This is a genomic window from Enterobacter cloacae complex sp. 2024EL-00214, assembly GCF_043945575.1.
In the GTDB taxonomy this organism is placed as follows: Bacteria; Pseudomonadota; Gammaproteobacteria; order Enterobacterales; family Enterobacteriaceae; genus Enterobacter; species Enterobacter cloacae_P.
This window is the reverse complement of sequence record NZ_JBIMRC010000002.1, coordinates 114,150-138,234: the sequence shown is the minus strand read 5'-3', so window position 1 is coordinate 138,234 and position 24,085 is coordinate 114,150. Positions and strand designations below refer to the sequence as shown.

General features: G+C 52.9%; 21 protein-coding genes and 1 tRNA gene. 7 read left to right on the top strand and 15 right to left on the bottom strand.

The genetic code is table 11. From position 1 onward, the window contains the following. Nucleotides 1-111 precede the first annotated feature (111 nt). Entirely contained in the window at nt 112-1,761 is a 1,650-nt protein-coding gene (gene mqo, locus ACHHZ6_RS02980) for a malate dehydrogenase (quinone) (protein WP_182920050.1), read from the top strand. 43 nt (nt 1,762-1,804) lie between these two features. Here the strand turns inward: mqo and eco are convergent, their stop codons facing one another. Beyond that, nucleotides 1,805-2,314 carry a serine protease inhibitor ecotin gene (gene eco / locus ACHHZ6_RS02975; RefSeq protein ID WP_182272092.1) on the bottom strand — a complete coding sequence of 170 codons (510 nt, stop codon included), beginning with the start codon at nt 2,312-2,314 and terminating at the stop codon, nt 1,805-1,807. A gap of 204 nt (nt 2,315-2,518) precedes the next feature. Between eco and ACHHZ6_RS02970 the strand changes: the two genes are divergently transcribed. Both ACHHZ6_RS02970 and ACHHZ6_RS02965 read left to right on the top strand, forming a co-directional pair. Continuing rightward, the gene (locus tag ACHHZ6_RS02970) at nt 2,519-2,782 is read left to right on the top strand and encodes a DUF2534 family protein (protein WP_182272091.1); all 264 of its coding nucleotides are present in this window, start codon (nt 2,519-2,521) and stop codon (nt 2,780-2,782) included. A 137-nt stretch (nt 2,783-2,919) separates the two neighbouring features. Beyond that, a complete protein-coding gene (locus ACHHZ6_RS02965) occupies nt 2,920-4,125 on the top strand; it encodes an MFS transporter (RefSeq protein ID WP_182918693.1) in 1,206 nt (401 codons plus the stop codon). Nucleotides 4,126-4,163: 38 nt separating this feature from the next. On the opposite strand, the gene ACHHZ6_RS02960 is transcribed toward ACHHZ6_RS02965, so the two are convergent. The 3 genes from ACHHZ6_RS02960 to ACHHZ6_RS02950 all read right to left on the bottom strand — a co-directional run bounded on the left by ACHHZ6_RS02960 (nt 4,164) and on the right by ACHHZ6_RS02950 (nt 6,320). Beyond that, nucleotides 4,164-4,240: transfer RNA gene (locus tag ACHHZ6_RS02960), tRNA-Pro, on the bottom strand. Nucleotides 4,241-4,312: 72 nt separating this feature from the next. Then, on the bottom strand, nt 4,313-6,073 hold the full coding sequence (gene yejM / locus ACHHZ6_RS02955) for an LPS biosynthesis-modulating metalloenzyme YejM (protein WP_395121709.1): 1,761 nt from the start codon (nt 6,071-6,073) through the stop codon (nt 4,313-4,315). A gap of 19 nt (nt 6,074-6,092) precedes the next feature. Then, a complete protein-coding gene (locus tag ACHHZ6_RS02950; protein WP_001135586.1) occupies nt 6,093-6,320 on the bottom strand; it encodes a YejL family protein in 228 nt (75 codons plus the stop codon). Nucleotides 6,321-6,466: 146 nt separating this feature from the next. Here ACHHZ6_RS02950 and yejK point away from each other — a divergent pair, with 146 nt between their 5' ends. Beyond that, complete coding sequence (gene yejK, locus ACHHZ6_RS02945; RefSeq protein ID WP_334399454.1) at nt 6,467-7,474, top strand: nucleoid-associated protein YejK; 1,008 nt, start codon at nt 6,467-6,469, stop codon at nt 7,472-7,474. 51 nt (nt 7,475-7,525) lie between these two features. Here the strand turns inward: yejK and rplY are convergent, their stop codons facing one another. Next, nucleotides 7,526-7,810, bottom strand: coding sequence for a 50S ribosomal protein L25 (gene rplY / locus ACHHZ6_RS02940; RefSeq protein ID WP_395121708.1), 285 nt, complete (start codon nt 7,808-7,810; stop codon nt 7,526-7,528). Nucleotides 7,811-7,935: 125 nt separating this feature from the next. Continuing rightward, nucleotides 7,936-9,696 (bottom strand): DEAD/DEAH box helicase, encoded by a 1,761-nt coding sequence (locus ACHHZ6_RS02935; protein WP_395121707.1) that lies wholly within the window; start codon nt 9,694-9,696, stop codon nt 7,936-7,938. A 154-nt stretch (nt 9,697-9,850) separates the two neighbouring features. Here ACHHZ6_RS02935 and rsuA point away from each other — a divergent pair, with 154 nt between their 5' ends. The 3 genes from rsuA to ACHHZ6_RS02920 all read left to right on the top strand — a co-directional run bounded on the left by rsuA (nt 9,851) and on the right by ACHHZ6_RS02920 (nt 12,394). Beyond that, nucleotides 9,851-10,558: a 16S rRNA pseudouridine(516) synthase RsuA gene (rsuA, locus tag ACHHZ6_RS02930; protein WP_395121706.1), complete on the top strand. Its 708-nt coding sequence runs from the start codon at nt 9,851-9,853 to the stop codon at nt 10,556-10,558. Between the two features lie 15 nt (nt 10,559-10,573). Beyond that, nucleotides 10,574-11,770 (top strand): Bcr/CflA family multidrug efflux MFS transporter, encoded by a 1,197-nt coding sequence (locus tag ACHHZ6_RS02925; protein WP_182272084.1) that lies wholly within the window; start codon nt 10,574-10,576, stop codon nt 11,768-11,770. A 279-nt stretch (nt 11,771-12,049) separates the two neighbouring features. Then, entirely contained in the window at nt 12,050-12,394 is a 345-nt protein-coding gene (locus tag ACHHZ6_RS02920) for a YejG family protein (protein ID WP_182272083.1), read from the top strand. 3 nt (nt 12,395-12,397) lie between these two features. Here the strand turns inward: ACHHZ6_RS02920 and yejF are convergent, their stop codons facing one another. The 9 genes from yejF to ACHHZ6_RS02875 form a co-directional block, all read right to left on the bottom strand. Beyond that, the gene (yejF, locus tag ACHHZ6_RS02915; protein WP_182272082.1) at nt 12,398-13,987 is read right to left on the bottom strand and encodes a microcin C ABC transporter ATP-binding protein YejF; all 1,590 of its coding nucleotides are present in this window, start codon (nt 13,985-13,987) and stop codon (nt 12,398-12,400) included. A gap of 1 nt (nt 13,988) precedes the next feature. Then, a complete protein-coding gene (locus ACHHZ6_RS02910) occupies nt 13,989-15,014 on the bottom strand; it encodes an ABC transporter permease (RefSeq protein ID WP_395121705.1) in 1,026 nt (341 codons plus the stop codon). Next, nucleotides 15,014-16,105, bottom strand: a complete 1,092-nt coding sequence (locus tag ACHHZ6_RS02905; protein ID WP_196390247.1) for a microcin C ABC transporter permease YejB — start codon at nt 16,103-16,105, stop codon at nt 15,014-15,016. The genes ACHHZ6_RS02910 and ACHHZ6_RS02905 overlap by 1 nt, the downstream gene beginning before the upstream one ends. Nucleotides 16,106-16,114: 9 nt before the next feature. Beyond that, on the bottom strand, nt 16,115-17,920 hold the full coding sequence (locus ACHHZ6_RS02900; protein WP_182272079.1) for an extracellular solute-binding protein: 1,806 nt from the start codon (nt 17,918-17,920) through the stop codon (nt 16,115-16,117). Nucleotides 17,921-17,995: 75 nt separating this feature from the next. Next, entirely contained in the window at nt 17,996-19,552 is a 1,557-nt protein-coding gene (locus ACHHZ6_RS02895; protein ID WP_182272078.1) for a cyclic di-GMP phosphodiesterase, read from the bottom strand. Nucleotides 19,553-19,679: 127 nt separating this feature from the next. Next, a complete protein-coding gene (gene mepS, locus ACHHZ6_RS02890) occupies nt 19,680-20,249 on the bottom strand; it encodes a bifunctional murein DD-endopeptidase/murein LD-carboxypeptidase (RefSeq protein ID WP_182272077.1) in 570 nt (189 codons plus the stop codon). Nucleotides 20,250-20,665: 416 nt separating this feature from the next. Further along, nucleotides 20,666-21,379, bottom strand: coding sequence for a phosphatase PAP2 family protein (locus tag ACHHZ6_RS02885; RefSeq protein WP_196390246.1), 714 nt, complete (start codon nt 21,377-21,379; stop codon nt 20,666-20,668). A gap of 33 nt (nt 21,380-21,412) precedes the next feature. Continuing rightward, nucleotides 21,413-22,399 carry a CobW family GTP-binding protein gene (locus ACHHZ6_RS02880; protein ID WP_395121704.1) on the bottom strand — a complete coding sequence of 329 codons (987 nt, stop codon included), beginning with the start codon at nt 22,397-22,399 and terminating at the stop codon, nt 21,413-21,415. Nucleotides 22,400-22,522: 123 nt separating this feature from the next. Then, entirely contained in the window at nt 22,523-23,989 is a 1,467-nt protein-coding gene (locus tag ACHHZ6_RS02875) for a mannitol dehydrogenase family protein (protein WP_182918687.1), read from the bottom strand. Nucleotides 23,990-24,085 lie beyond the last annotated feature (96 nt).

Genomic DNA, 24,085 nt, shown 5'->3' with positions numbered 1-24,085 from the left:
TACAATAATTTCGTAACCTTTAAACAATATTTAAAAGTTGTTACCGTTCCCCCGCAGTTTTTTCACCTGCAATTTCTACGCATCAAGCACTATTAAACTAAGGCATAAATGATGAAAAAAATGACTGCCATGCTCTTTTCTCTGGCCGTGGGGCTGAACGCTGTCTCAATGGCGGCGAAAGCAGAGACGCCTAAAGAGCAGGAAACGGACGTCCTTTTAATTGGTGGCGGCATCATGAGCGCCACGCTGGGAACTTATCTGCAAGAACTGCAGCCGGACTGGTCAATGACGATGGTCGAGCGCCTCGATGGCGTGGCACAGGAGAGCTCTAACGGCTGGAACAACGCCGGTACGGGACATTCGGCACTTATGGAACTGAACTATACGCCGCAGAAAAAGGACGGTTCCATTAGTATCGAGAAGGCGGTAGAGATCAACGAAGCATTCCAGGTCTCGCGCCAGTTCTGGTCTCACCAGGTAAACAGCGGCGTGATGCACGATCCGCACTCCTTTATCAACACCGTGCCGCACATGAGCTTTGTGTGGGGCGAACAGAACGTGAACTTCCTGCGCGCCCGTTATGCGGCCCTGCAGCAAAGCACGCTGTTCCGTGGCATGAAATACTCTGAAGATCACGCTCAGATCAAAGAGTGGGCACCGCTGGTGATGGAAGGGCGTGACCCGAATCAGAAAGTGGCGGCGACCCGTACTGAAATCGGTACTGACGTCAACTACGGCGAAATCACCCGTCAGCTGGTGGGTTCTCTGAAGAAAAAAGAGAACTTTAATCTGCAGCTCAGCACCGAAGTCCGTGGCTTCAAGCGTAACGCGGACAACAGCTGGAGCGTGACTGTTGCTGACCTGAAAAACAATGATGCTGAACACGTTATCAAGGCGAAGTTTGTCTTTATTGGCGCGGGCGGTGCGGCACTGAAACTGCTGCAGGAGTCTGGTATTCCTGAAGCGGAAGACTATGCAGGCTTCCCGGTGGGTGGTCAGTTCCTGGTGTCTGACAACCCGGAAGTGGTGAACCGCCACCTGGCGAAAGTGTACGGCCAGGCCTCCGTAGGTGCGCCTCCGATGTCCGTTCCGCACATTGATACCCGTATTCTGGATGGTAAACGTGTAGTGCTGTTCGGGCCGTTCGCGACCTTCTCTACCAAGTTCCTGAAAAACGGTTCTCTGTTCGATCTGTTAAGCGCGACCACAACATCCAACTTTAAACCGATGGTTGATGTCGGTCTGGATAACTTCGATCTGGTGAAATACCTGATTAGCCAGGTGATGCTCTCTGATGAAGAACGCTTTGAGGCGCTGAAAGAGTATTACCCGCAGGCGAAGAAAGAAGACTGGCGTTTGTGGCAGGCTGGTCAGCGCGTGCAGATCATCAAACGCGATCCGAAAGAGGGCGGTGTGCTGCGTCTGGGTACCGAAGTGGTGAGCGATAAAGAAGGTACTATCGCCGCGCTGTTGGGGGCTTCACCGGGCGCATCTACTGCGGCACCGATCATGCTGCACCTGATGGAAAAAGTGTTTAAAGATAAAGTTTCCAGCCCGGAATGGCAGGCGAAACTGAAAACCATCATTCCATCCTATGGGACGAAGCTGAATGGTAACGTTGATGCGACGGAACAGGAGCTGGAATACACCAGCCGTGTTCTGCAACTGCAATACGTAAAACCGCAGGCCGCTGATGCGGCACCAAAAGCAGAGCTGAAACCTCAGGCCGTGAACAAACCGGTCGCAGATATCGCGCTGTAATGTAAAAAAAGCCGGGTAAGCGTTAGCGCCACCCGGCTTATTATTAACGCACTACAGCGTGTTCAACGTTTTCTTCCGCCTTCCACACGCGATATTTCACATCGACGTTTTCAGGGGTATAAACCACAATAGGCAGCTTGCTGTTGTAGCGCAGAAGGCTATGATCGCCCAGATACGCGGTCACAAATTTCTTCTCTTTCTTACCGTCCGGGCAAGCCATCATGGTGGAAACCGGAGACATCACTTTATCAAAGACGTAGTAGTCGTAACCCCAACCTTGCAGGGTTTTGCTTTCCAGTTGACCACCCAGGCGATGCTGGTTGCAGTCCACTTCCAGTGTCTGTCCAATTAACAGTTCCACTTTGAAATTCGCTTCATCCTGCTGAGCAGGTAATTGAATCACCTGACGCTTCATGCCTTTTTCTGCTTGCGGATAAGGTGCCACTTTTTCCAGTGGCTGCGCTTTTGAGGTATCGCTGGCGAAAGCACTGGTGCTGGCGCACGCTGCGGCGATCAGGGCAAGGGCAAATTTAGGTGCGTTTTTCACAGTCATTCCTTTATGTCAAAACGATCTTGTTCAGCCTATCATAACGTTGATGAATAAATGGGGTAATTTACTTACATTTTCAAAATGAAAGGTGTAATAAACTGCCTTATTGCTATTGTTTTGGTGTTTTGTTCTGAATTGGAGTCTGGCGGCAGATCGTGTTAGTGTAAGCGATAAATAATGTTATTTATCTGTAAAGGAATGAGAGACATGGTTCGCGCAAAACTGAAGACACCTGAAGGCCGGAAATTTTTACTGGCACTGTTCGTTGTGTTTATGATTGCCGCTGCGGGTGTTGGGCGGGCAACCATTGTCGGCGTCATTGAGCAGTACAACATTCCGCTCTCACAGTGGACTACCAGTATGTATGTCCTGCAGTCGGCGATGATCTTTGTTTACAGCCTGGTATTCACCGTCCTGCTGGCTATTCCGTTGGGGATCTTCTTCCTCGGTGGACGTGATAACCACCACTAGGCGTGCAGACATGATAATCAAGCCAGCCTGCGGGTTGGCTTTTTTTTTGTCTCAAAGACTGTATTCAGGTTTTTTTAATTCTCCATATCCTATTCTGTAATCAGTTAAGCAACTGTTTTCTGAGCAGGAGTCATTGAATGCTTTCCAGGTTTCCGGTACTCAGCCGGATCCCAAAAGGGGTCTGGGTTGTGGGGGGCGTAAGCATGTTGATGGATATCTCCTCGGAGAGCATTCACAGTCTGCTGCCGCTTTTTATGGTGACAACGCTTGGGACAAGCGTGCTGTTTATTGGTCTGATTGAAGGACTCGCGGAAGCAACTGCACTTTTTATCAAGGTTTTCTCCGGGGCTATCAGCGACTATCTTGGCCAACGCAAAGGTCTGGCGGTGTTGGGATATGGTCTGGGTGCGTTGAGTAAGCCGCTTTTCGCGTTGGCATCCTCTTCTGGTATGGTTTTAAGCGCGCGGCTGATAGACCGTGTAGGGAAGGGGATCCGTGGAGCTCCCCGTGATGCGCTGGTTGCGGACTTTACGCCACCGGATATGCGTGGTGCGGCATTTGGCCTGCGTCAGTCTATGGATACCACGGGCGCATTTCTCGGCCCTCTGCTGGCCGTGAGTTTGATGTTGCTGCTGAACAATGATTTCCGCATTATTTTCTGGATCGCCCTGATCCCCGGCCTGCTTTCCGTCGCACTTCTGTACTTTGGTTTGCAGGAACCGAGATCCCCCATTGAACACAAGCGCACTAACCCCATAAAAAAAGAGAATTTAAAGCGGCTGGGTAAAGATTGCTGGTGGGTGATTGGTCTTGGTGCAGTGTTCACCCTGGCACGCTTTAGCGAGGCTTTTCTCGTCCTTCGTGCGCAACAGTCCGGTGTCCCCCTGGCCCTTATTCCGCTGGTCATGGTGGTAATGAACGTGCTCTATTCTCTGTCGGCGTACCCGTTCGGCAAACTCTCCGATGGCATGAGTCATACCCGGCTACTGCAGTGGGGATTGGTGGTATTGATTGGTGCAGATATTGTGCTGGCGCTGAGCACCCACTGGGTTGGCATTATTGTGGGGGTTGCACTGTGGGGCGTCCATATGGGCATGACGCAGGGGCTTCTGGCGGCAATGGTTGCCAAAACTGCGCCTGCCGACTTACGCGGTACGGCTTTCGGTATTTTTAGTCTGCTCAGTGGTGGTGGATTATTAATTGCCAGCGTTGGTGCCGGGGCAATCTGGGAAACATGGGGGGCAGAATACACGTTTTATGCAGGGGCTGCGATTTGTGTGGCGACGTTGGTTTACCTGCGTAAAACACCGGATCGGCAAGGGGATGTCGATTCTGGGAAATAAAAAAACCAACCATAAAGGTTGGTTTTTTCAGGATTTTTTGGTCGGCACGAGAGGATTTGAACCTCCGACCCCCGACACCCCATGACGGTGCGCTACCAGGCTGCGCTACGTGCCGACGCGTAAAAAGAATACTACTCGATTCCTTTTTGAATGCAAGGGTGACAGATGCTAACTGGTTTATAATTAATCAGTTAGCGATAAACCGCTTCTCATCTGTCAGCACTTGCAGAAGCAGGCTCAACTGCGGTTTTTGATCTTTCAGCTTCTTGCCCTGCAGGTTATACGTCTGGTAATTCCCGTTGCTGTTCAGCACCAGAGTCAGCCCCGGCGTGGTGATCGCCAGAGTATTATTTCCTGCAGCCGTCACCCAGTTATGGCGACGCGTGGCGCTGAAGAGATCTTGTCCTTGCGAATACTCATTTGCTGGCGTGCTGACGTGCAGCAGGCGTTGCATCAGGGTGGTCATCACATCTTTATGTTCGGTAAGCATGTTGATGCGCTGCGCCGGCGTGCCCGGCCAGTGGATCACCAGTGGAACATGAAGATTTGGACGCGACCAGCTCATGCTCTGCGTCTCGTCACCCAGCGGTATGCCATGACCGGCAGTAATAATTACCACGGTATTATCCAGCTTGCCCGATGTGCGCAACGCGTCAAGTATGCGGCCAATCTGCACATCAACATCGCCTGCCGAGCGGCTGTAGCGGCGGGCAAAGCCTTTCTGGTTACTGTCTTCAAGCGTAGTGCCGTTAAACGCAACCCAGGAGAACCAGCGGTTATCTTCCTGCGCGTAGCGCTGAAGCCAGCTTACCCACTGATTGGCTGTCTGCTCATCCGACTGATTTTGCGCGGCCGGTAGAGAGAAATCAGACAGCAATGCCTGGCGGTACAGCGCGCTATTAAAGCCATCTGATGAGAACAGCCCTAACTGGTAGCCTTGTTGATTCAGTCCGGTGATCAGCGCAGCAGGAGTGCGTGCAGAAAGCACTCCGTCCATGTATCCGGCAGAGATCCCGTAGAACAGGCCAAAAATACCGGCATCAGCTGAGTTACCGGAGCTCATATGCTGTGTGAACGATATATTCTTGCTGGCAAAATCGGCCAGCGCAGGCATCTGTTTCTCGTAATTTGAATAATTAAGACCATCGACGGTGATCAGCAGAACGTTCTGCCCAGCCCCCATATCGCGATAGTGCAGATCGTTCAGTGGATACTGAACGGTGACCGCCTCCGGATTACCTTGTTCAACCAGACGACGCTGATACTCCTGCGCATCCAGCAGACCGTGCTTCTCAAGGAAACGACGGGCCGTCATCGGGTAAGAGAGTGGCAGGTTTGCACGCTGCATGGTAATGGGGCGATAGAAGTTCGCATCCGCCCAGATGTACATGACGTGCGAACTAATAAATGACACGAAAAAGAGCGCTGCCACGGGCTTCGCGTAATGGCGTCGCCGGGTCAGGCTGCGGAGTTTTTGCCAGCTCCAGGTGGCAAACAGCATCTCTATCAGAAGAATGACCGGGACGCTGATAAACATCAGCTGCCAGTCACGGGCTGTTTCATTCTGATCGGGGTTAATCACCAGTTCCCAGACAATGGGGTTGAGATGCAGGTGGAAGCGGGTGAACACTTCGCTGTCGATAAGCAGCAGCGTCATGCCCGCTGTTGCAAGGATGGCGGATAAGAACCGCATCAGACGCTGCGAGATGACGACAAACGTCAGGGGGAACAAAATCAGCAGGTAGGTGGCGAAAACCAAAAAGCTAAAGTGACCGACTACGCTCATCCAGGAGTAGATACGCCCGACAAGCGTTGTTGGCCAGTCTGCCACAAACAGGTAACGACAGCCTATGACCGCCGCTATCAGAATGTTAAACAAGGCAAACCAGTGCCCCCAACTCACCATCTGGGAGACTTTTTCACGGTAGCGCTGACGATTCGTCACCATAAACTGTTGTTCGTTTCCCTTAATGGGCCTGGTCGTCGCTAACGGATGACTGTAAAGCCTGGGCGAAAGATTTTGCGATCGCCTGACGCTGAGCCGGAGCAACGCTGGTATTGATAAGGTTGGTGACCATATTTCCCAACACCATCAGGGAAAGATCGGTCGGCGTTTTATGTTTTTCCAGTACGTTGACCAGCTCACTGAGCAGTTGTTCAACGTGTTCATCACTGTAGCGGGAATGTTGTGGCATAAATCAAAATCAGTTTGTGGATGAAAGGGCAACATATTACCGTAGCAACAGCTTTTTTTCCCCTTTTTTATAGCCTAAATAATTCGGGTTGCACACATGTATTGGGTGGTGGTTGAATACCGCCCGGTCTAAAAGGAGAGTTTATCATGAGTCTGGAAATCAACCAGATTGCCTTGCACCAGCTTATCAAGCGTGATGAGCAAACCCTTGAAGTGGTGCTACGCGATTCGTTACTGGAACCCACGGCGACCGTTGTGGAAATGATGGCGGAGTTGCACCGCGTCTACAGCGCAAAGAATAAAGCTTATGGTTTGTTCAGCGAAGAGAGTGAACTGGCCGACAGCCTGCGCCTGCAGCGTCAGGGTGAAGAAGATTTCCTGGCGTTTAGCCGTGCAGCAACGGGACGCCTGCGCGATGAACTGGCGAAATACCCGTTTGCCGACGGCGGTATTGTGCTGTTTTGTCACTATCGTTACCTGGCGGTTGAGTATTTACTGGTAACCGTACTGAACAATTTGAGCAGTATGCGCGTGAATGAGCAGCTGGATATCAGCTCAACACACTATCTGGATATCAACCATGCGGATATTGTGGCGCGTATTGATTTAACCGAGTGGGAAACAAACCCGGAGTCAACCCGCTATCTGACCTTCCTGAAAGGACGCGTGGGCCGTAAAGTGGCTGATTTCTTTATGGACTTCCTCGGAGCCAGCGAAGGCCTTAATGCCAAAGCGCAGAACAAAGGCCTGTTGCAGGCGGTTGATGATTTCACGGCGGAGGCGCAGCTTGATAAATCCGAACGCCAGACCGTGCGTCAGCAGGTTTACAGCTACTGTAATGAGCAGCTGCAGGCGGGTGAAGAAATTGAGCTGGAGTCGCTGTCGAAAGAGCTGGCGGGCGTCAGCGAGGTGAGCTTCCAGGCGTTTACCGCGGATAAAGGGTATGAGCTTGAAGAGAGCTTCCCGGCGGATCGCAGTACGCTGCGCCAGTTAACCAAATTTGCCGGCAGTGGCGGTGGCTTAACGGTTAACTTTGATGCCATGCTGCTTGGAGAACGCATTTTCTGGGATCCCGCAACTGACACGCTGACCATCAAAGGCACGCCACCGAACCTGCGCGATCAGCTGCAGCGTCGGACGTCAGGTGGTAAATAACAGCCATAAAAAAACCCCGCAGAAGCGGGGTTTTTCTCGACGTGTTTGCGATTACGCGCGAACGAAGTCGATGTGAGTCAGTTTTGGCTTGAACGCGTGACGCTGAACAGCCTGAACTTTCACTTTTTCTTCTTTACCGCCAACAACGATGGTCAGAACTTCGCTGTAGAATTCAGCTTTGTTCTGCAGGTTCCACAGTTTGTCGTGATCCAGTTCGATAGCAACTGGAGCAGCTTTGCCACCGTAAACGATAGCCGGGAACTTGTTAGCGTTACGCAGGCGGCGGCTCGCACCCTTACCCTGCACGTTACGTACTTCTGCTTCGATAGTAAACATTGATTTCTCTCTGTATTTAAAACCCTGCTACAGGCGACCCAGCAGCAGGTGAGTGTTCTGCCTCACGGATGTGAAGCGGGCGGCATTTTATACTCAAATGCACTTCACATCAATGAAAAGTCCCGCTAACCCCGTAATTCATTCGCCCTGCGAAAGCGTCCTTCATAGTCGAAAACTTTCTCACGTACCTGCCAGAACTGGCCTTTCTTCCTGGCGACAACAAAATCAGGATGGCGCAACAACACCTGCTGATGCACGATATCCGCCACGGTTATCCAGTGCAGCGGCACGCCCGGCGTACGGGTATGCGGGCGGATAAAGAGCTGCTCAAAGGCCGTTCGCTGTGCCGGGGTATGTACTCTGAACCGTTCGCTGACATCGGCACCGTCTTCATCGTAATAGGTGATTTTCAGCCACTCACCTTTTTCATCTGCCCCGGTGTGCAGCGTCATACCGGAACAGCGGAGTACCAGCGCATCTTTAAGCTTCAGCGCCGCCTTGAGCATGTCGTCAGGATCGACCAGTATCGTGTCACATTCGCGGCAGCGGCGGGCGGCAATATCGTTTTCGGCATTACATTGCGGGCAGTTTTTAAAGCGGAAACGGAAATCGCACTGTTCACGATGCCCTTCGTCATCTTCAAACCAGCCCTGACAGCGGCGGCCAAAATGTTCAATCAGCGTGCCGTCAGCGGTGGTTTTACCCCAGAAGGTGTTGGCAAACCCGCAGGCAGGGCAGAAGACCTGTACCGGCACATTGTCACTTTTGCCTTTTGGCGTGCCGACTTCAGGGGAATAGAGGTCATGCGGGTTACCGGCGTAATCGAGGATCAGACAGTCGGTTTTTCCCGGTGCCAGGCGCAGGCCGCGTCCGACAATTTGCTGATACAGGCTGACGGATTCGGTTGGGCGTAAAATGGCAATCAGATCGACGTGCGGCGCATCAAACCCGGTGGTTAATACCGAGACGTTGACCAGAAAGCGAAACTGTTGCGCTTTAAAGGCGTCAATCAGGCTGTCGCGCTCCGGGCCTGGCGTTTCACCGGTGATCAATGCGGCATCGTCAGCGGGCAGCAACCCGGTGATTTCTTTTGCGTGCTCGACGGTGGCGGCAAAAATCATCACCCCTTTGCGTGTCTGCGCGAACTCTTCAATCTGGCTGATGATATGCGGGGTAATGCGCTTTTGCTTTTTCAGCTCCTGGTTAAGGTCTGCTTCGCTGAACAACCCGTTGTTTTGCGCCTGAAGGCGGCTGAAATCGTACTGTACCACTGGCATATCCAGCCGCTCTGGCGGCGTCAGATAGCCGTGCTTGATCATGTAGCGCAACGGGAGTTCATAGATGCAGTCGCTGAACAGGGCTTTATCATCCCCGCGTACCATGCCGTGATAATGGAAGCGATAAATCCAGCCTTTACCCAGACGAAACGGCGTTGCCGTCAGGCCGAGAAGACGTAAGTGAGGATTGACCTCTTTCAGGTGCGTAAGGATTTGTTGATACTGGCTGTCGTCGTCATCGCTGATGCGGTGGCACTCGTCGACAATCAGCAGTGAAAATTCGCTACGAAACAGGTCAAGGTTACGGGCAACTGACTGTACGCTGCCAAACACCACTTTACCGTGGCTCTCTTTGCGCTTGAGCCCGGCGGCAAAGATATCGGCTTCAAGCCCGAGTGCGCAATATTTGGCATGGTTCTGGGCCACCAGCTCTTTGACGTGTGCCAGCACCAGCACACGCCCGCGTGCCAGACGTGCCAGTTCGGCGATCACCAGGCTTTTGCCTGCACCGGTTGGGAGCACAATGGCTGCCGGTTCCTGATGTTTGCGAAACCAGGCAAGGGTGGCGTCAACGGCTTCCTGCTGGTAGGGGCGAAGTGTAAAAGTCATGGTGTCTCGGTTTGGTTATTCCGCACATAGTATGCCACGAAACTTTTTCCCTTGAGTGGCGCAACCAGACCATTATACTGAACCGTTCCTGACTGCTTCTTTTTCGGACATGTTGTTCGACTCCAGCACCATTAAGTAAGGCAAAAAAGACTTCATGCGACTTGATAAGTTTATCGCTCAGCAACTCGGCGTAAGCCGCGCTATTGCCGGACGTGAAATCCGCGCCAGCCGTGTTACCGTGGATGGCGATATTGTGAAAGACACCGCTTTCAAACTTCAGCCTGAGCACCAGGTTGAGTATGACGGCAATCCGCTGACCCAACAGCATGGCCCACGCTATTTCATGCTCAATAAGCCGGAAGGGTACGTGTGCTCGACCGACGATCCCGATCACCCGACGATCCTCTATTTCCTGGATGAGCCGGTGGCGCATAAGCTGCATGCTGCGGGTCGTCTGGATATCGACACGACCGGGCTGGTGCTGATGACCGACGATGGCCAGTGGTCGCACCGTATCACCTCTCCGCGTCATCACTGTGAAAAAACTTACCTGGTGACGCTGGAATCTCCGGTTGCCGATGGCACGGCTGAACAATTCGCCAAAGGCGTTCAACTGCATAATGAAAAAGATCTGACTAAACCGGCAGTGCTGGACGTGATTGCCCCGACTGAAGTCCGTTTGACCATCAGCGAAGGGCGCTACCATCAGGTGAAACGTATGTTTGCTGCAGTAGGGAACCACGTTGTGGGCCTGCATCGTGAACGTATTGGTGAGATTGAACTCGATCCGGAACTGGAGCCTGGTGAATACCGTCCGCTGACGGAAGAAGAGATCGCCAGCGTCGGGCTGCCTTCGCATTAATTTCAGGAGAACTCTGTGACCACCAGGCCACATTCGTCTTTCAAAATCGTGTTCATTCTTGGTCTGCTGGCCATGTTAATGCCGCTGTCCATCGACATGTATCTGCCTGCGCTACCGGTGATTTCCGCACAGTTTGGCGTACCGGCGGGCAGCGCACAGATGACGCTCAGTACCTATATTCTCGGTTTTGCCATTGGCCAGCTTCTTTACGGCCCGATGGCGGACAGCCTCGGGCGCAAGCCAGTGATTCTGGGTGGAACACTGATCTTTGCCGGCGCGGCGGTGGCCTGTGCACTGGCTCAGACCATCGATCATCTGATCGTTATGCGCTTTTTCCACGGTCTGGCGGCGGCAGCGGCAAGTGTGGTCATTAATGCCCTGATGCGCGATATTTACCCGAAAGAAGAGTTCTCCCGCATGATGTCGTTCGTCATGCTGGTGACCACCATTGCACCGCTGGTGGCCCCGATGGCCGGTGGTGCAGTGCTGGTGTGGTTCAGCTGGCATGCGATTTTCTGGATCCTGGCGCTTGCGGCGCTGCTGGCATCGGCGATGATTTTCTTCTTTATTGATGAAACACTGCCCGTCGAGCGCCGGCAGAAATTCCATATCCGCACCACGCTTGGCAACTTTGCGTCACTGTTTCGCCATAAGCGCGTGCTGAGCTACATGCTGGCAAGCGGCTTCAGCTTTGCCGGGATGTTCTCTTTCCTGAGCGCCGGGCCGTTTGTGTACATTGAGCTGAACCACGTTTCACCGCAGCACTTTGGTTATTACTTCGCGCTGAATATCGTGTTTCTGTTTGTGATGACCACCATTAACAGCCGTTTTGTCCGGCGGGTCGGTGCGATCAACATGTTCCGCGCCGGGCTGTGGATCCAGTTTGTGATGGCTATCTGGCTGGTGCTGAGTGCGTTCCTGGGCGTGGGCTTCTGGGCGCTGGTGGTGGGCGTTGCGGCCTTTGTCGGCTGCGTTTCGATGGTCTCTTCCAACGCAATGGCGGTGATCCTCGACGAGTTTCCACATATGGCAGGCACGGCGTCTTCGCTGGCAGGGACATTCCGCTTCGGGATTGGTGCTGTTGTGGGCGCGCTGCTCTCAATGGCGACGTTTAACACGGCCTGGCCGATGCTGTGGGCGATTGCATTCTGTGCAACCAGCTCTGTTCTCTTCTACCTCTATGCCAGCAGGCCACATAAAGCGGCTAATTAAGGCGCACATCAGGCCCGAATAGGGCCTTTTTGTTGATGCATGTCAACCAAACCTTCGTTCGTTTACCCTGTGTTTGTTTCTTTTATGTAAAATCTATTTGTGTAAAAAGTCACATCATTGTATTTAAAAAGGTTGAGTTAGATCGCAGAAACGGGTACATATAGCGCCGACGCGAACCTGTAACGCCTATAAAAACCGCTAATTAGTGCAGGTTTGCAATCATGTGTTACTATAAATGTAAATAAATTGTGAAGTAAATTTTGCTTCCGGGGAACGAACGTGAATACAATACAACTCTCCATTGTCCATCGCTTGCCCCAGAGCTATCGCTGGTCGACGGGTTTTGCAGGTTCGAAAGTTGAACCGATTCCGCAAAACGGCGCAGGTGGTGAGAATTGTCTGGTTGCACTCAAACTGCTTAGCCCGAGTGATGAAGACGCCTGGCCGGTTATGGAACGCCTTAGCCAGGCATTGACTGATATTGAAGTGGACAGCTCCGTGCTGGAGTGTGAAGGTGAGCCGTGCCTGTTTGTGAAAAGTCAGGATGAGTTTGCTGCCACCTGCCGTCTGAAAAATTTTGGTGTGGCAATTGCGGAGCCTTTCTCCGGCCAGTACCCGTTCTGAGTGTTAGTCAGTCGATAACAGCTGGCGCGTGTAGCTTTGCGTCGGCGCAGCGAATACGCGCTGGCATTCTCCCTGCTCGACCACTTCTCCCTGTCGCAACACAATTACCTGATGGCATAGCGCCCGCACCACCTGTAAATCATGGCTGATAAAAATGTAGGCCAGCCGGTGCTTTTCCTGTAATCCCTTCAGGAGTGCCAGGATCTGCGCCTGCACGGTTCTGTCCAGCGACGAGGTCGGTTCATCCAGAATAATCAGCTCCGGCTTCAGGATCAGCGCCCGGGCAATAGCAATACGCTGGCGCTGTCCGCCGGAGAATTCGGCAGGGTAGCGGTGTCGCGTATCGGGATCTAATCCCACTTCCACCATTACCCGCATTACCTCTTCTTCACGCTGCTGAGCCGTCAACCCAGGCTGGTGGACGCGTAAACCCTCTTCGACAATCTGCAAAATGCTCAACCGTGGGTTGAGTGAAGAGTTGGGATCCTGAAAAACAACCTGCATGCGCGGGCGTACAGGCAGCATCTGGCGGCGATTCCAGCTGTGCAGCGGCATGCCGTCAAAGAGGATTTCACCCTGCGAGGCGATTAAGCGCAGCAGCGCCAGACCAGTGGTGCTTTTACCTGAGCCGGACTCGCCAACCAGCCCGAGCGATTCTCCCGGACGCAGGGAAAAGCGGATGTTTTTCAGCACCGGGTTCTGGTCGACAACGCGTCGCAAAATACCTTTGCGTATGGGGAACGAGACGCTCAGCCCCTCGACGCGCAGCAACGGCGTACTGTCAGCGTTCAGGGGAACCGGGTCACCCGAGGGTTCGCTATCGAGCAAACGCCGCGTATACGGGTGCTGAGGCGCATTCAGTAGCCGGGTTGCCGCATTTTGCTCTACGCAGCGCCCGTTTTGCATCACGGCGACGCTGTCCGCCAGCTTTTTCACGATGCTCAGGTTGTGGGTGATAAACAGCAAACTCATGTTGAGCTCGTTACGCAATTCCCGCAGCAGCTGCAGGATCTGCGCCTGTACCGTGACGTCCAGTGCTGTTGTTGGCTCATCGGCAATCAACAGTTCAGGACGTGTGAGCAGAGCCATTGCAATCATCACGCGCTGGCGTTCACCTCCGGAAAGCTGATGAGGGAAATCATTCAGCCGTTTGGCCGCATTGCGAATGCCGGTGCGTTCAAGACAATCGAGGATTTCGCCACGCGCCGCTTCTTTACGCATGCCACGGTGCAGGGAGAGCACTTCGTAAAGCTGTTTTTCAAGCGTATGCAGTGGGTTGAGTGAGACCATCGGCTCCTGGAAAATCATGGCAATTTTATTACCACGGATCCCGCGCAGGATCTGTTCATCGGCGTGCAGTAGCGAGCTGCCGTGAAACAGAATATCCCCCTGTGGGTAGCTCACCGGGGGAGAAGGGAGCAAGCGCAGCACGGAAAGCGCCGAGACACTTTTGCCGGAACCCGATTCACCCACCAGCGCCAGGGTTTCGCCCGGCTTGATCTGTAGCGACAGGTCGCTGACCACCGTACGAGTCTCACCTTGCTTCGAAAACGCAATCGACAGGTTATCGATACTGAGAAGAGGTTGCGTCATCTTATTCCGCCTTGTTGGGATCAAAAGCATCGCGCACGGCTTCGCCAATAAAGATCAGCAGCGAAAGCAGCACAGCCACAGAGAGAAAGGCGGTGATGCCAAGCCAGGGGGCCTGCAGGTTGTTTTTTCCCTGCAGCAACAGCTCGCCGAGCGATGGAGAGCCAAGCGGTAACCCGAAGCCGAGGAAATCGAGCGAGGTGAGGGTGGTGATGGAGCTGCACAGAATAAAGGGCAGGAAGGTCAGGGTCGCGACCACGGCGTTAGGGAGCATATGACGGAAGATGATCCCGCGGTCGCTAACCCCAAGTGCCTGTGCGGCACGAATATAGTCAAAATTACGCGTACGCAGAAATTCTGCACGGACGACTCCCACCAGCGCCATCCAGCCGAACAGGACGGTGATCCCCAGCAGCCACCAGAAATTCGGCTGTACCACGCTTGAAAGCAGGATGATCAGAAACAACGTCGGCATACCTGACCACACTTCAATGACACGCTGACCCCAGAGGTCAATTTTTCCGCCGTAGTAACCCTGAACGGCCCCCGCCACGACGCCCATCACGCTGGAAAAGAGCGTCAGCATCAGCCCAAAGAGGATGGAGATGCGCGTACCGTAAAGAATGCGCGCCAGCACATCGCCACCGTTGGCATCCGTTCCCAGCCAGTTTTGCGTGGAGGGCGGTGAAGGGAAGGGGCTGGCAGTGGCAAAGTTAATGCTGTTTGCCCCAAACCGTACCGGTGTCCAGAGCGCCCAGCCGTGTTGCTCAATCTGTTTGCGAAGCCACGGATCCTGGTACTCCGCAGGTGTCGCAAAAGGACCACCAAAGTCGCTTTCACTGTAGTTGGCGAGCACGGGGACATACCAGCGGTCGTTAAAATGCACCAGCAGGGGTTTATCGTTGGCAATCAGTTCAGAACACATGCTGAGGACAAACAGGACGGCAAAGATCCACAGCGACCAGTAGCCGCGACGATTGTGGCGAAAACGGGCCCAGCGGGCCTGGTTGACGGGGCTTAAACGCGGCATCAGCGGCCCTCAAAATCGATTCGGGGATCGACCAGCGTATAGCTGATATCACTGATGATATTCAGCAGCAGGCCAATCAGGGTGAAAATATAGAGTGTGCCAAACATCACCGGATAATCACGTGACACGGTGGCCTCATAACCCAACAATCCCAACCCGTTCAGCGAGAACATCACCTCTATCAGCAGCGAGCCGGTAAAAAACATACTGATGAACGTGGCCGGGAATCCGGCAATCACCAGCAGCATGGCGTTGCGGAAAACGTGCTTCCACATAATCTGCTTTTCACCGACCCCCTTCGCGCGCGCGGTGACAACGTATTGTTTGCGAATTTCATCGAGAAAGGCGTTTTTGGTCAACATGGTCAGGGCCGCGAATCCCCCAATGACCGTTGCAAGAACCGGCAGCGTGATATGCCAGAAATAGTCGGTGATTTTTTTGTACCACGGCAGGGTGCTGAAATCCGCCGACACTAATCCCCGCAGTGGGAAGATATCGAAATAGCTGCCACCGGCAAAAAAGACAATCAGCAGGACGGCAAACAGGAAGGCCGGGATGGCATAACCGATGATGATGAACGTACTGCTCCAGATATCAAAGCGGCTGCCGTTGTAAACCGCTTTACGGATACCCAGTGGAATGGAGACCAGGTAGATAATCAGCGTACCCCACAACCCCAGCGTGACGGATACGGGCAGGCTTTGCTTGATCAGCGTTAAGACTGATGCACTGCGGAACAGACTGTCGCCAAAATCAAAACGGATGTAATTCCAGAGCATGTTGAAATAACGCTCGTGAATAGGTTTATCAAAGCCATAGCGATGGGTGATCTCGGCGATCACTTCCGGATCCAGCCCGCGTCCGCCCCGATAATGACTTTCGCTGATATTACTGACGCCGGTTCTGGCGTGGCTCGCTCCCATCCCTTCGCCGCCGCCTGGCATACCGCCGCCGTTGCCAAATTCAATGGCCGCGATGGCCTGATCGACCGGGCCACCGGGAGCGATTTGCACGATAAAAAAGTTAATCGTGATAATCGCCCACAGGGTCGGGATAACCAGTAGCAGGCGGCGGATCAGATAAGCACCCATGATGATTCCTTAGCGCCGCTCAGCGGGGAGTGTGGCGGCTTTGTTGACGTCATACCACCAGGTGTCAAAGCCCAGCGAATAGATAGGGCGGATGGAGGGCTGAGAGAACTTGTTCCAGTGGGCAACACGGTCTTCGCCCATATACCACATGGGCAACATGTAGTAATTCCAGGTTAAGACCCGGTCGAGGGCGCGCCCCAGAGGCAGGAGTTTGTCTTTATCACCCTGCGCTGCCACGATTTTCGCAATCAGTGCATCAACCGCCGGGCTTTTGACGCCAGGCGCATTGTAGGAGGAGTCGATATAACGGGATGCCCAGGAAATTTGCAGGTCAGAGCTTGGCCACGGCTGCGCGGGCCACAGGCGCTGCATCATGTCGTAATCGCGGCTGCGCATGCGGTTGGTGATTTGCGCATTATCTACCTGGCGAATATTCATGGTGATCCCCAGGCGCTCAAGATTATGCTTAAACGGCAGCACCCACTGATCGTTACCGCCGGACGAGAGCAGCAGCTCAAAGCTCAGAGGTTTACCCGTTTGTACATTCACGCGTTTCTGGTTTTTCAACGGCCAGCCCGCGTCATCCAGTAGCTTGCTGGCCTTTAGCAGGTTATCGCGGTCGTAACCGTCTCCGTTCGACACCGGGGGCTGAAACACCGTGGTGAACACCTCTGGCGGCAGTTCAGCTTTTAACGGGGCCAGCAGGACCAGCTCGTCAGCCTTTGGGTAATCCCGTGCGGCATATTCGGTATTCTGGAAATAACTGTTGGCACGGCTGTAGGCTCCGTAAAACAGCGCCTTGTTCATCCATTCGAAGTCAAACGCCAGAGAAATAGCTTCCCGAACCCGACGGTCGGTAAACACCGGGCGCTGAATATTAAACGCCAGCCAGCGCGTATCCTGAGCGGACTCATTTTTGTGCTCGTCTTTGACGATGTAACCTTTTGCGAAGTTTTTCCCGATATAACGTGTTGCCCAGTTTTTGGCACTGCTCTCCTGGCGTAGATCGAAGGCTCCGGCTTTAAACGCCTCAAATGCCACGTTGTCGTCGAGATAGTAATCGTAGCGAAGGGTGTCGAAGTTCCAGCGGCCCCGGTTTACCGGCAGGTTTGCCGCCCAGTAGTTTTTGACACGGGAATAGACCACATATTGCCCCATACGCCAGTCGGTAATACGGTAGGGGCCTCCCGCCAGTGGCGGCGTGGAGAGAGGGTCACTAAGCTTGTGATCTTTCCAGAACGATTCCGGCATGACGGGCAGCGAGAACAGGCTGAGCATGTTCTCTTTATTCGGCTCGCTCAGTTCGATACGTACGGTGAGTGGGGCGATGGCCTTGACCGTTGCGCCTTTGTACACCAGGCGGAACTGAGGAACACCTTCTGTCATAAATTTATGGAAGGTGAAGGCCACATCGCGGGCGCTAACCGGTGTACCGTCATGGAAACGCGCCCGGGGGTTAATCGAGACTTCAGCCCAGGCAAAATTATCCGCGTAACGAACGTTATCGGCCACCAGCGGGTAGTAACTACCGGGTTCATCGTCAGAGGTAACAAAGAGCGTGTCGTAAAGGGATTCTGTCCGTGCGGCGGCCACGCCACGCAGGGCGAAACGGTTAAAATTGTCGAACGTCCCCGTGGCAGAGAGGGTTACATTCCCGCCTTTGGGGGCGGCCGGGTTAACGTAATCGAAATGCGAAAAGTTAATCTCGTACTTCGGCTCACCAATCACGGAAAACGCATAGTTTTCTTTGATGGTTTGCGCCTGGCTGGACAGGCTCGTTAATGCCAACAGCAGCAACATGAAGCGCATAAGCATCTCGCGACGGCTCCCTCTTTTTACTGGCGTGCTCAGTTATGCTGAATAATAAGTGACGCTGCCGTCATTGTGAAATTATTCACTGGCTGGCGGTAAATCTGGCTGCCATTTTCTGAACTGTTCCAGCGGCATCGGGCGGCTAATCCAGTAACCCTGCAGGAAGTTAACGCCATGTTCGCGCAGCCAGGTCGCCTGTTCAGGTGTTTCCACGCCTTCCGCGACGGTCAACATATTCAGGCGTCTTGCCAGCATCAGCACAGCATCAAGCACCGGTGATGTGACGGTTTCCATACCAATCGTGTTGACAAAACCCCGGTCGATTTTGATGTAATCCATTGTGAAGTGTTCAAGGTAAATCAGCGCACTGTGGCCAGTACCAAAATCATCGATCGCAATCTCAAACCCTTCGTTGTGCAGCCACTCGAACAGCGTGTTGGCTTCCCGATGTTTCAGCATATCGCGCTCGGTGATTTCCAGCACAGTCTGGAAATGATCCGGCGGCAGCAGGGCATTAAAGGTGCGCATATCTTCTTTGAAGCTTTCTGCATGCAGGTGCCCCGGCGCAATGTTAATACCCAGTTTTGCACCCTGCGGTAACACGCTCTGCAATATGGGGGCATCGCGGATGATGAGGTCAAAAAGATGCAGCGTCAGTGGGACAATCAACTTCTGTGCTTCGGCAAAATTGATAAAGGCGTCAGGTGGGATTTCACCCATAGTGGGGTGTTTCCAGCGCATCAATACCTCGACGCCGCGCATTTTGAGCTCTTTTGCGTCCACCACAGGCTGATAGACCACATAGAACTGGCCGCGTTTAATGGCGCTTAAAATCTCTTTGCCCGGGTTCAGGCGCGTGCTGAGGATATAGAAATTGAGCGACCCGGCCGCGATACCACATACCAGCCCGAAGAACAGCGCGTACAGCATCTCTTCGCTCGTCCATGCTTTTGCATACAGTTTAAGCGTAAGGGGAACGTCTTTCAGCGTGGCGGTACGGGCGGACATCACAGGCAAATCGCGGACATTGACCAGCGCACTGGACATCGTTGATAACGCATGGTCGTCAATGATGATGGCAATGCCCGCAAAATCATCCTGTCGCTCGGTATAAAGCAGGTATGGCGTCAGATTAAGATTTATCGAGGTAAACACACCACCGTCTTTGACCAGCGGGTTGCGATACCAGATGGCAATAGCCGGTTTATTGGGCAGCATTGGCGTACCCTGCAGCAGCACCATATCAACCTGTTTGTTGATGTGAAGCTCGGGGATGAGCTCCTCCATCGGAACGTTCATCGCCCCCGTTGCTGAAGAACAGAATGCATTTTTGTCTCTGACCAGTAAAAAGGCACGGACATTGAGACTAAAGGCTGCGCGTGAGGTGAGTTCGGCACTGACGTCGTGGCACGTGCTGAGCGTGAGCGGCTGGAGGGTATCGATCGATGTTTTCAAATCATCGAAATACGACTCCATGTAAACGCTCAAATCCGTCATCAAGGTATTTAACCTGACTTCCCGCTTGTGGTAACTCCAGAAAAACTGCAATGAGCCCAGGAGCAGGGCAATGAACAGACCTGTAATAATACTGAGGATCAGTATCTTGCGATTGCTGGAGAAGTAGCGGGTGAACATAGAGGTCGTGGTTCCTGAATTGCCGCTGAATGTGTTCAGTGTAACGGGCAAAAAAAAACACCGCCGAAGCAGTGCTTTTTTTATCATATCGCCAGCCAAGGGAATAACCAGCGATACAATTGCGATCTTAACTGCGAGTCAGTACGCGACGAGCTTCGTTGTAGCGTTTCTTCCAGTAAGGTTCGTTCATGCTGGAAATGGTCACACCGCTGCTGGTGGAGGCATGCACGAACTGGTCGTTACCAATGTAGATGCCAACATGCCGACCTGTAGAACCCGCGTTGAACAGGACTAAATCACCTGTGCGCAGTTTGGTACGTGAAATCGACTTGCCCATCTCCTGCTGTTCATAAGTTGAACGCGGAAGATCTAACCCAAATTGCTCACGGAAAGTACGCTGTACAAAACCGGAACAATCGATACCTGTTTTCGTGCTGCCGCCCAGACGATAACGCACGCCTTTCCAGTCAGCATACTGGTCCATGATGCGGGACTTCACGTCCAGATTACGTACCATATTCTCAAATTCATCCTGAGAAGCTTGCAGTGAAGAGGAATCTTCCATTCCCACAACACGCGTCTCAGGATGCATATTCTTTGCGGTGTTCGATGTACTACATGCAGATAACAGTACCGCAACTGCTATCGCCGGGATTCCCCGTAAGATATATCTCAAAATCGGTTGAGATTTGACCATTTTGTTTATTTTCCCTTGAAGTCCTTAACGATAAATATCGTTATAAAAATGCCAAACGTGACGAGACTAATTATCTGTGCACATCGAGACAATTCTTTCTGGTCAGATTTGTGGTACAGCGCACAAATTTATTCACCATGATAATAATTATCTCTATGGGGCAAAACGAGTTCGAGATTAACCGATTGCTGGGGGCATTGCGAGCAAAAATGTCCGTTTTTTTATAAGAAATTGTGATACAGGAAGTGAATAAACGGAATTGCTCAAAATACCATCAATTTTGGTTAAAAACCATGCAACGCATTCATTTGTATCATGAATAATATGACAAAATGATGACGATAAAGGCAATGAATGGAGAAAAATTCATCAGGGATCGACAATGATCCCTGATGGATGACGTTAATTCAGGTTGGTTATTTGTTTTTAATTTGTTGCATTTTGCCGGGAAGATGGTGCCCGAACAGCGCTATTATCCTGTCGCTGAGTGGTGTCATCAGGCACCACGGCAGGGCAATCAACGCAACAGAGAGCGAGCCGACGGCAATATCGGTGAACCAGTGTGCGCCAATCATTACGCGTGGGAAGGCAAAAACCACAAAAATAATCAGGGATATTGCAAAGGCTTTTTTGCCGAAATAGCGCAGCATTATTGTGGAAAAAATAAGCAGCATCATTCCGTGATCGCCAGGGAAACTGTTCCGGGAAGCATCTTTCGTCGGAATATGCAGCAATTCACTGACGCGATAAATATCAGTAAAAAAGAGCGTTGGGCTGGAGCGCTTAACCGGAATAATCGCCGTCGCCAGCTGGTTAATCACAACGGCAAGCAGCAGCATCACCAGACCAATAATCAGAATATGGCGGCGGCCTGATTTGTCTTCTTTTAACCAGAACGAGAGCATCAGGCAGCCCATTGCCAGAAGCGAACAGCCGTCAAAGGCGCGGTTATTCGTCACGGCTACCAGCCACAGAAACGCCGGGCTCTTTGCCAGTGCCTGGTTGAAGAAATGAAAAATAGCGGAATCCAGGGGAAACCAGAAACCATGATTCACCGGGAGGTACCAGGAGAAAAAGAGCGCCAGACCGGCGACATTAAGCAGCAAAATCAGAGAAAATCGAGTCGTCATAGCATTCAGCGAACAGTTAAATCAGGGGCAACGTTAGCCATCTGAACTTAAACGAAGCTTCAACAGGCTGGACTGCAGGGCGTTCCAGTCGGCGTTAACCGCACTAATTAACTCTATCCGGCTATCAGGTGGCGAAACATTTTGCGTTTCGATAAAGAAATCAGCGCCCTGACGGTTGATGCGCACCAGTCCGTCCAGGGTTCGCATGACCCCTTTAACGCGATCGACTGGGGCAAGTCTGGCCCATTCCAGGATACCGATAGTGTCAAAAACGGTATCGGCATCAAAGATCCATCCGCAGGCCTGATACCCCTGACCACTGTTCAGATTACGACGCCAGCGCTGGTGTTCCGGCAGGCTCAACGCCGCCAGACCTTGCTTCAGTGGATGGCTATGGACATGTTCCGGGCTTGCAGGGAGTTCTGCCTGGTTCAGCCGGGGAAGGTCAAGCAGGGCATTGTCAATCTTGCCCTGAGTGGTCTGAACGCGTTTACGATTGCCACCCGCATGTTGCCACCAGGCATCCAGTGCTGCCTGGCTTTCTGCTGTCGCGCGATCGTCTTTATTGGCGACGATAATATCTGCCGAGGCCAGCTGATCGCGGAAGTTTTCATTTGCCACGGTTTTCTCATCCAGAAGCTGACGTGGATCGAGAAGGCACAGCGTGGCACGCAGATCGATCCACGGCTCGTAAACCGGTGCGGTCAGTAAATCGAGGATTTGCTTTGGGTGACCCAGCCCGGTGGGTTCAATCAACAAACGGTCTGGTTTGCCCTGACGCAGCAGCGTGTTCAGTCCAACCTGCATCGGCAGGCCATTTACACAGCACATGCACCCGCCTGGGATCTCTTTAATCAATGCACCGCTGTCTGACAGTAACGCACCGTCGATACCGACTTCGCCAAATTCATTGACCAGGACGGCCCATTTTTCTGCGGGATCTTTATGGGCCAGCAGATGCAGGATTGAGGTGGTTTTACCGCTGCCGAGAAAACCGGTGATGAGGTTGGTTTTGGTCACATGCGCTCCAGAAGGTCGTTGTGATGCTATAACAATTACCCATCATCCTGGCGAAAAAAGAGCGTAATGAGAAGAGGAAGGGCGAACGGAGGTGATTTCCGTTCGCGTTAATCGCAATAAATGTTAAATATTTAACGTTTCGATAACGGCCTGGCGTGCGCCATGCCGGGCAATACGCTGGTATGCCTGGTTGACAGCATCCACAAAGACGTTGTCCAGCGGGAGATCCTGACCAAAGACTTCATTCAGCCCCAGCAGGGCGTTGACGCGATCCGTGTCGCTGGTGTTCTCGACAATCGCGCGGATTTTATCGCCGAGCGGATCGCGCACATCAATCGGGTTTCCACGTTCGTCAACGCCGCTGACGTAGCGTATCCACCCTGCAACGCCCAGCGCCAGCAGCGGCCACGCGCTTTTACGCTCAAGATGCACCCGAATTCCGTCCAGCATGCGCTGAGGTAGCTTCTGGCTACCGTCCATCGCAATTTGCCACGTACGGTGCCGGAGCGCCGGATTGGCAAAACGGTCGAGCAGGCTGTCGGCATACGCGGTGAGGTCGACGCCTGTGATACGTAGTGTGGGGGCTTGTTCATTGAGCATGAGCTGGCGTGCGGCTTCGCGGAAGCTGGCGTCCTGCATACATTCATTAATATGCGGATATCCGGCGAGATAACCCAGATACGCCAGGAAAGAGTGACTGCCGTTGAGCATCCGCAGTTTCATCTGTTCCCACGGTAAAACGTCCTGCACCAGCTGGACGCCCGCCACATCCCATTCCGGGCGTCCGGCGACAAAGTTATCTTCGACTACCCACTGAATAAACGGCTCGCAGCTGATGGCGCACGGATCTTCAACGCCGAGTTCCCGGGTAATTTCCGCAAGCGTTTCATCGGTGGCGGCGGGAACAATTCTGTCGACCATTGTCCCCGGGAAGCTCACGTGTGTGTCAATCCACCCGGCCAGCTCTGAGGAGCGTTTCTGGGCCATGCCGAGTACGGCGTTTTTCACCACGTGGCCGTTGTCAGGGATATTGTCGCAGGACAGAACGGTGAACGGTGCCAGGCCGCGCTCGCGGCGACGATGGAGCGCTTCGACCAGGATCCCCGGCGCAGAATGCGGTTCAGCCGGATTTTCCAGATCGTGAAGAATTCGGGCGTTTTGCATATCCAGCTTTCCGGTTGCGGGGTCGATGCAATAGCCTTTTTCGGTGATGGTGAGCGAAACGATGGCCACCTGGGGTTCGCAAAATTTCTCAATAATGGCGGCCAGCGAGTCCAGCTTTGCGTTCAGACATTCATGCACGGCACCAACAATAATCGGCTGATTTCCCTCCGCTCCTTTCTCCAGCACGGTGAACAGATGATCCTGCGCACGTAGCTGGCTCATCAGCACATCCCCGCTGAAGAGGCTAATCTCACAGATCCCCCAGTCGCCTCCTTTTGCATTTAGCACCCGGTTTGTTAACAACGCCTGATGCGCGCGGTGAAATGCACCAAACCCAAAGTGAACGATACGTGAGCGTAAAAGCTGGCGATCGTAGTGAGGTTGCTGGACGTGGGCAGGAAGCACGGTGGAGGCAATAGTCTTCATGAAATACACACCTGATTAACCATTAATTAACAATGGCAGTGTAAAGTTATATGACAACAAATTAAATTGGTAAGCCGTAAATATCCCCGTTCTGTG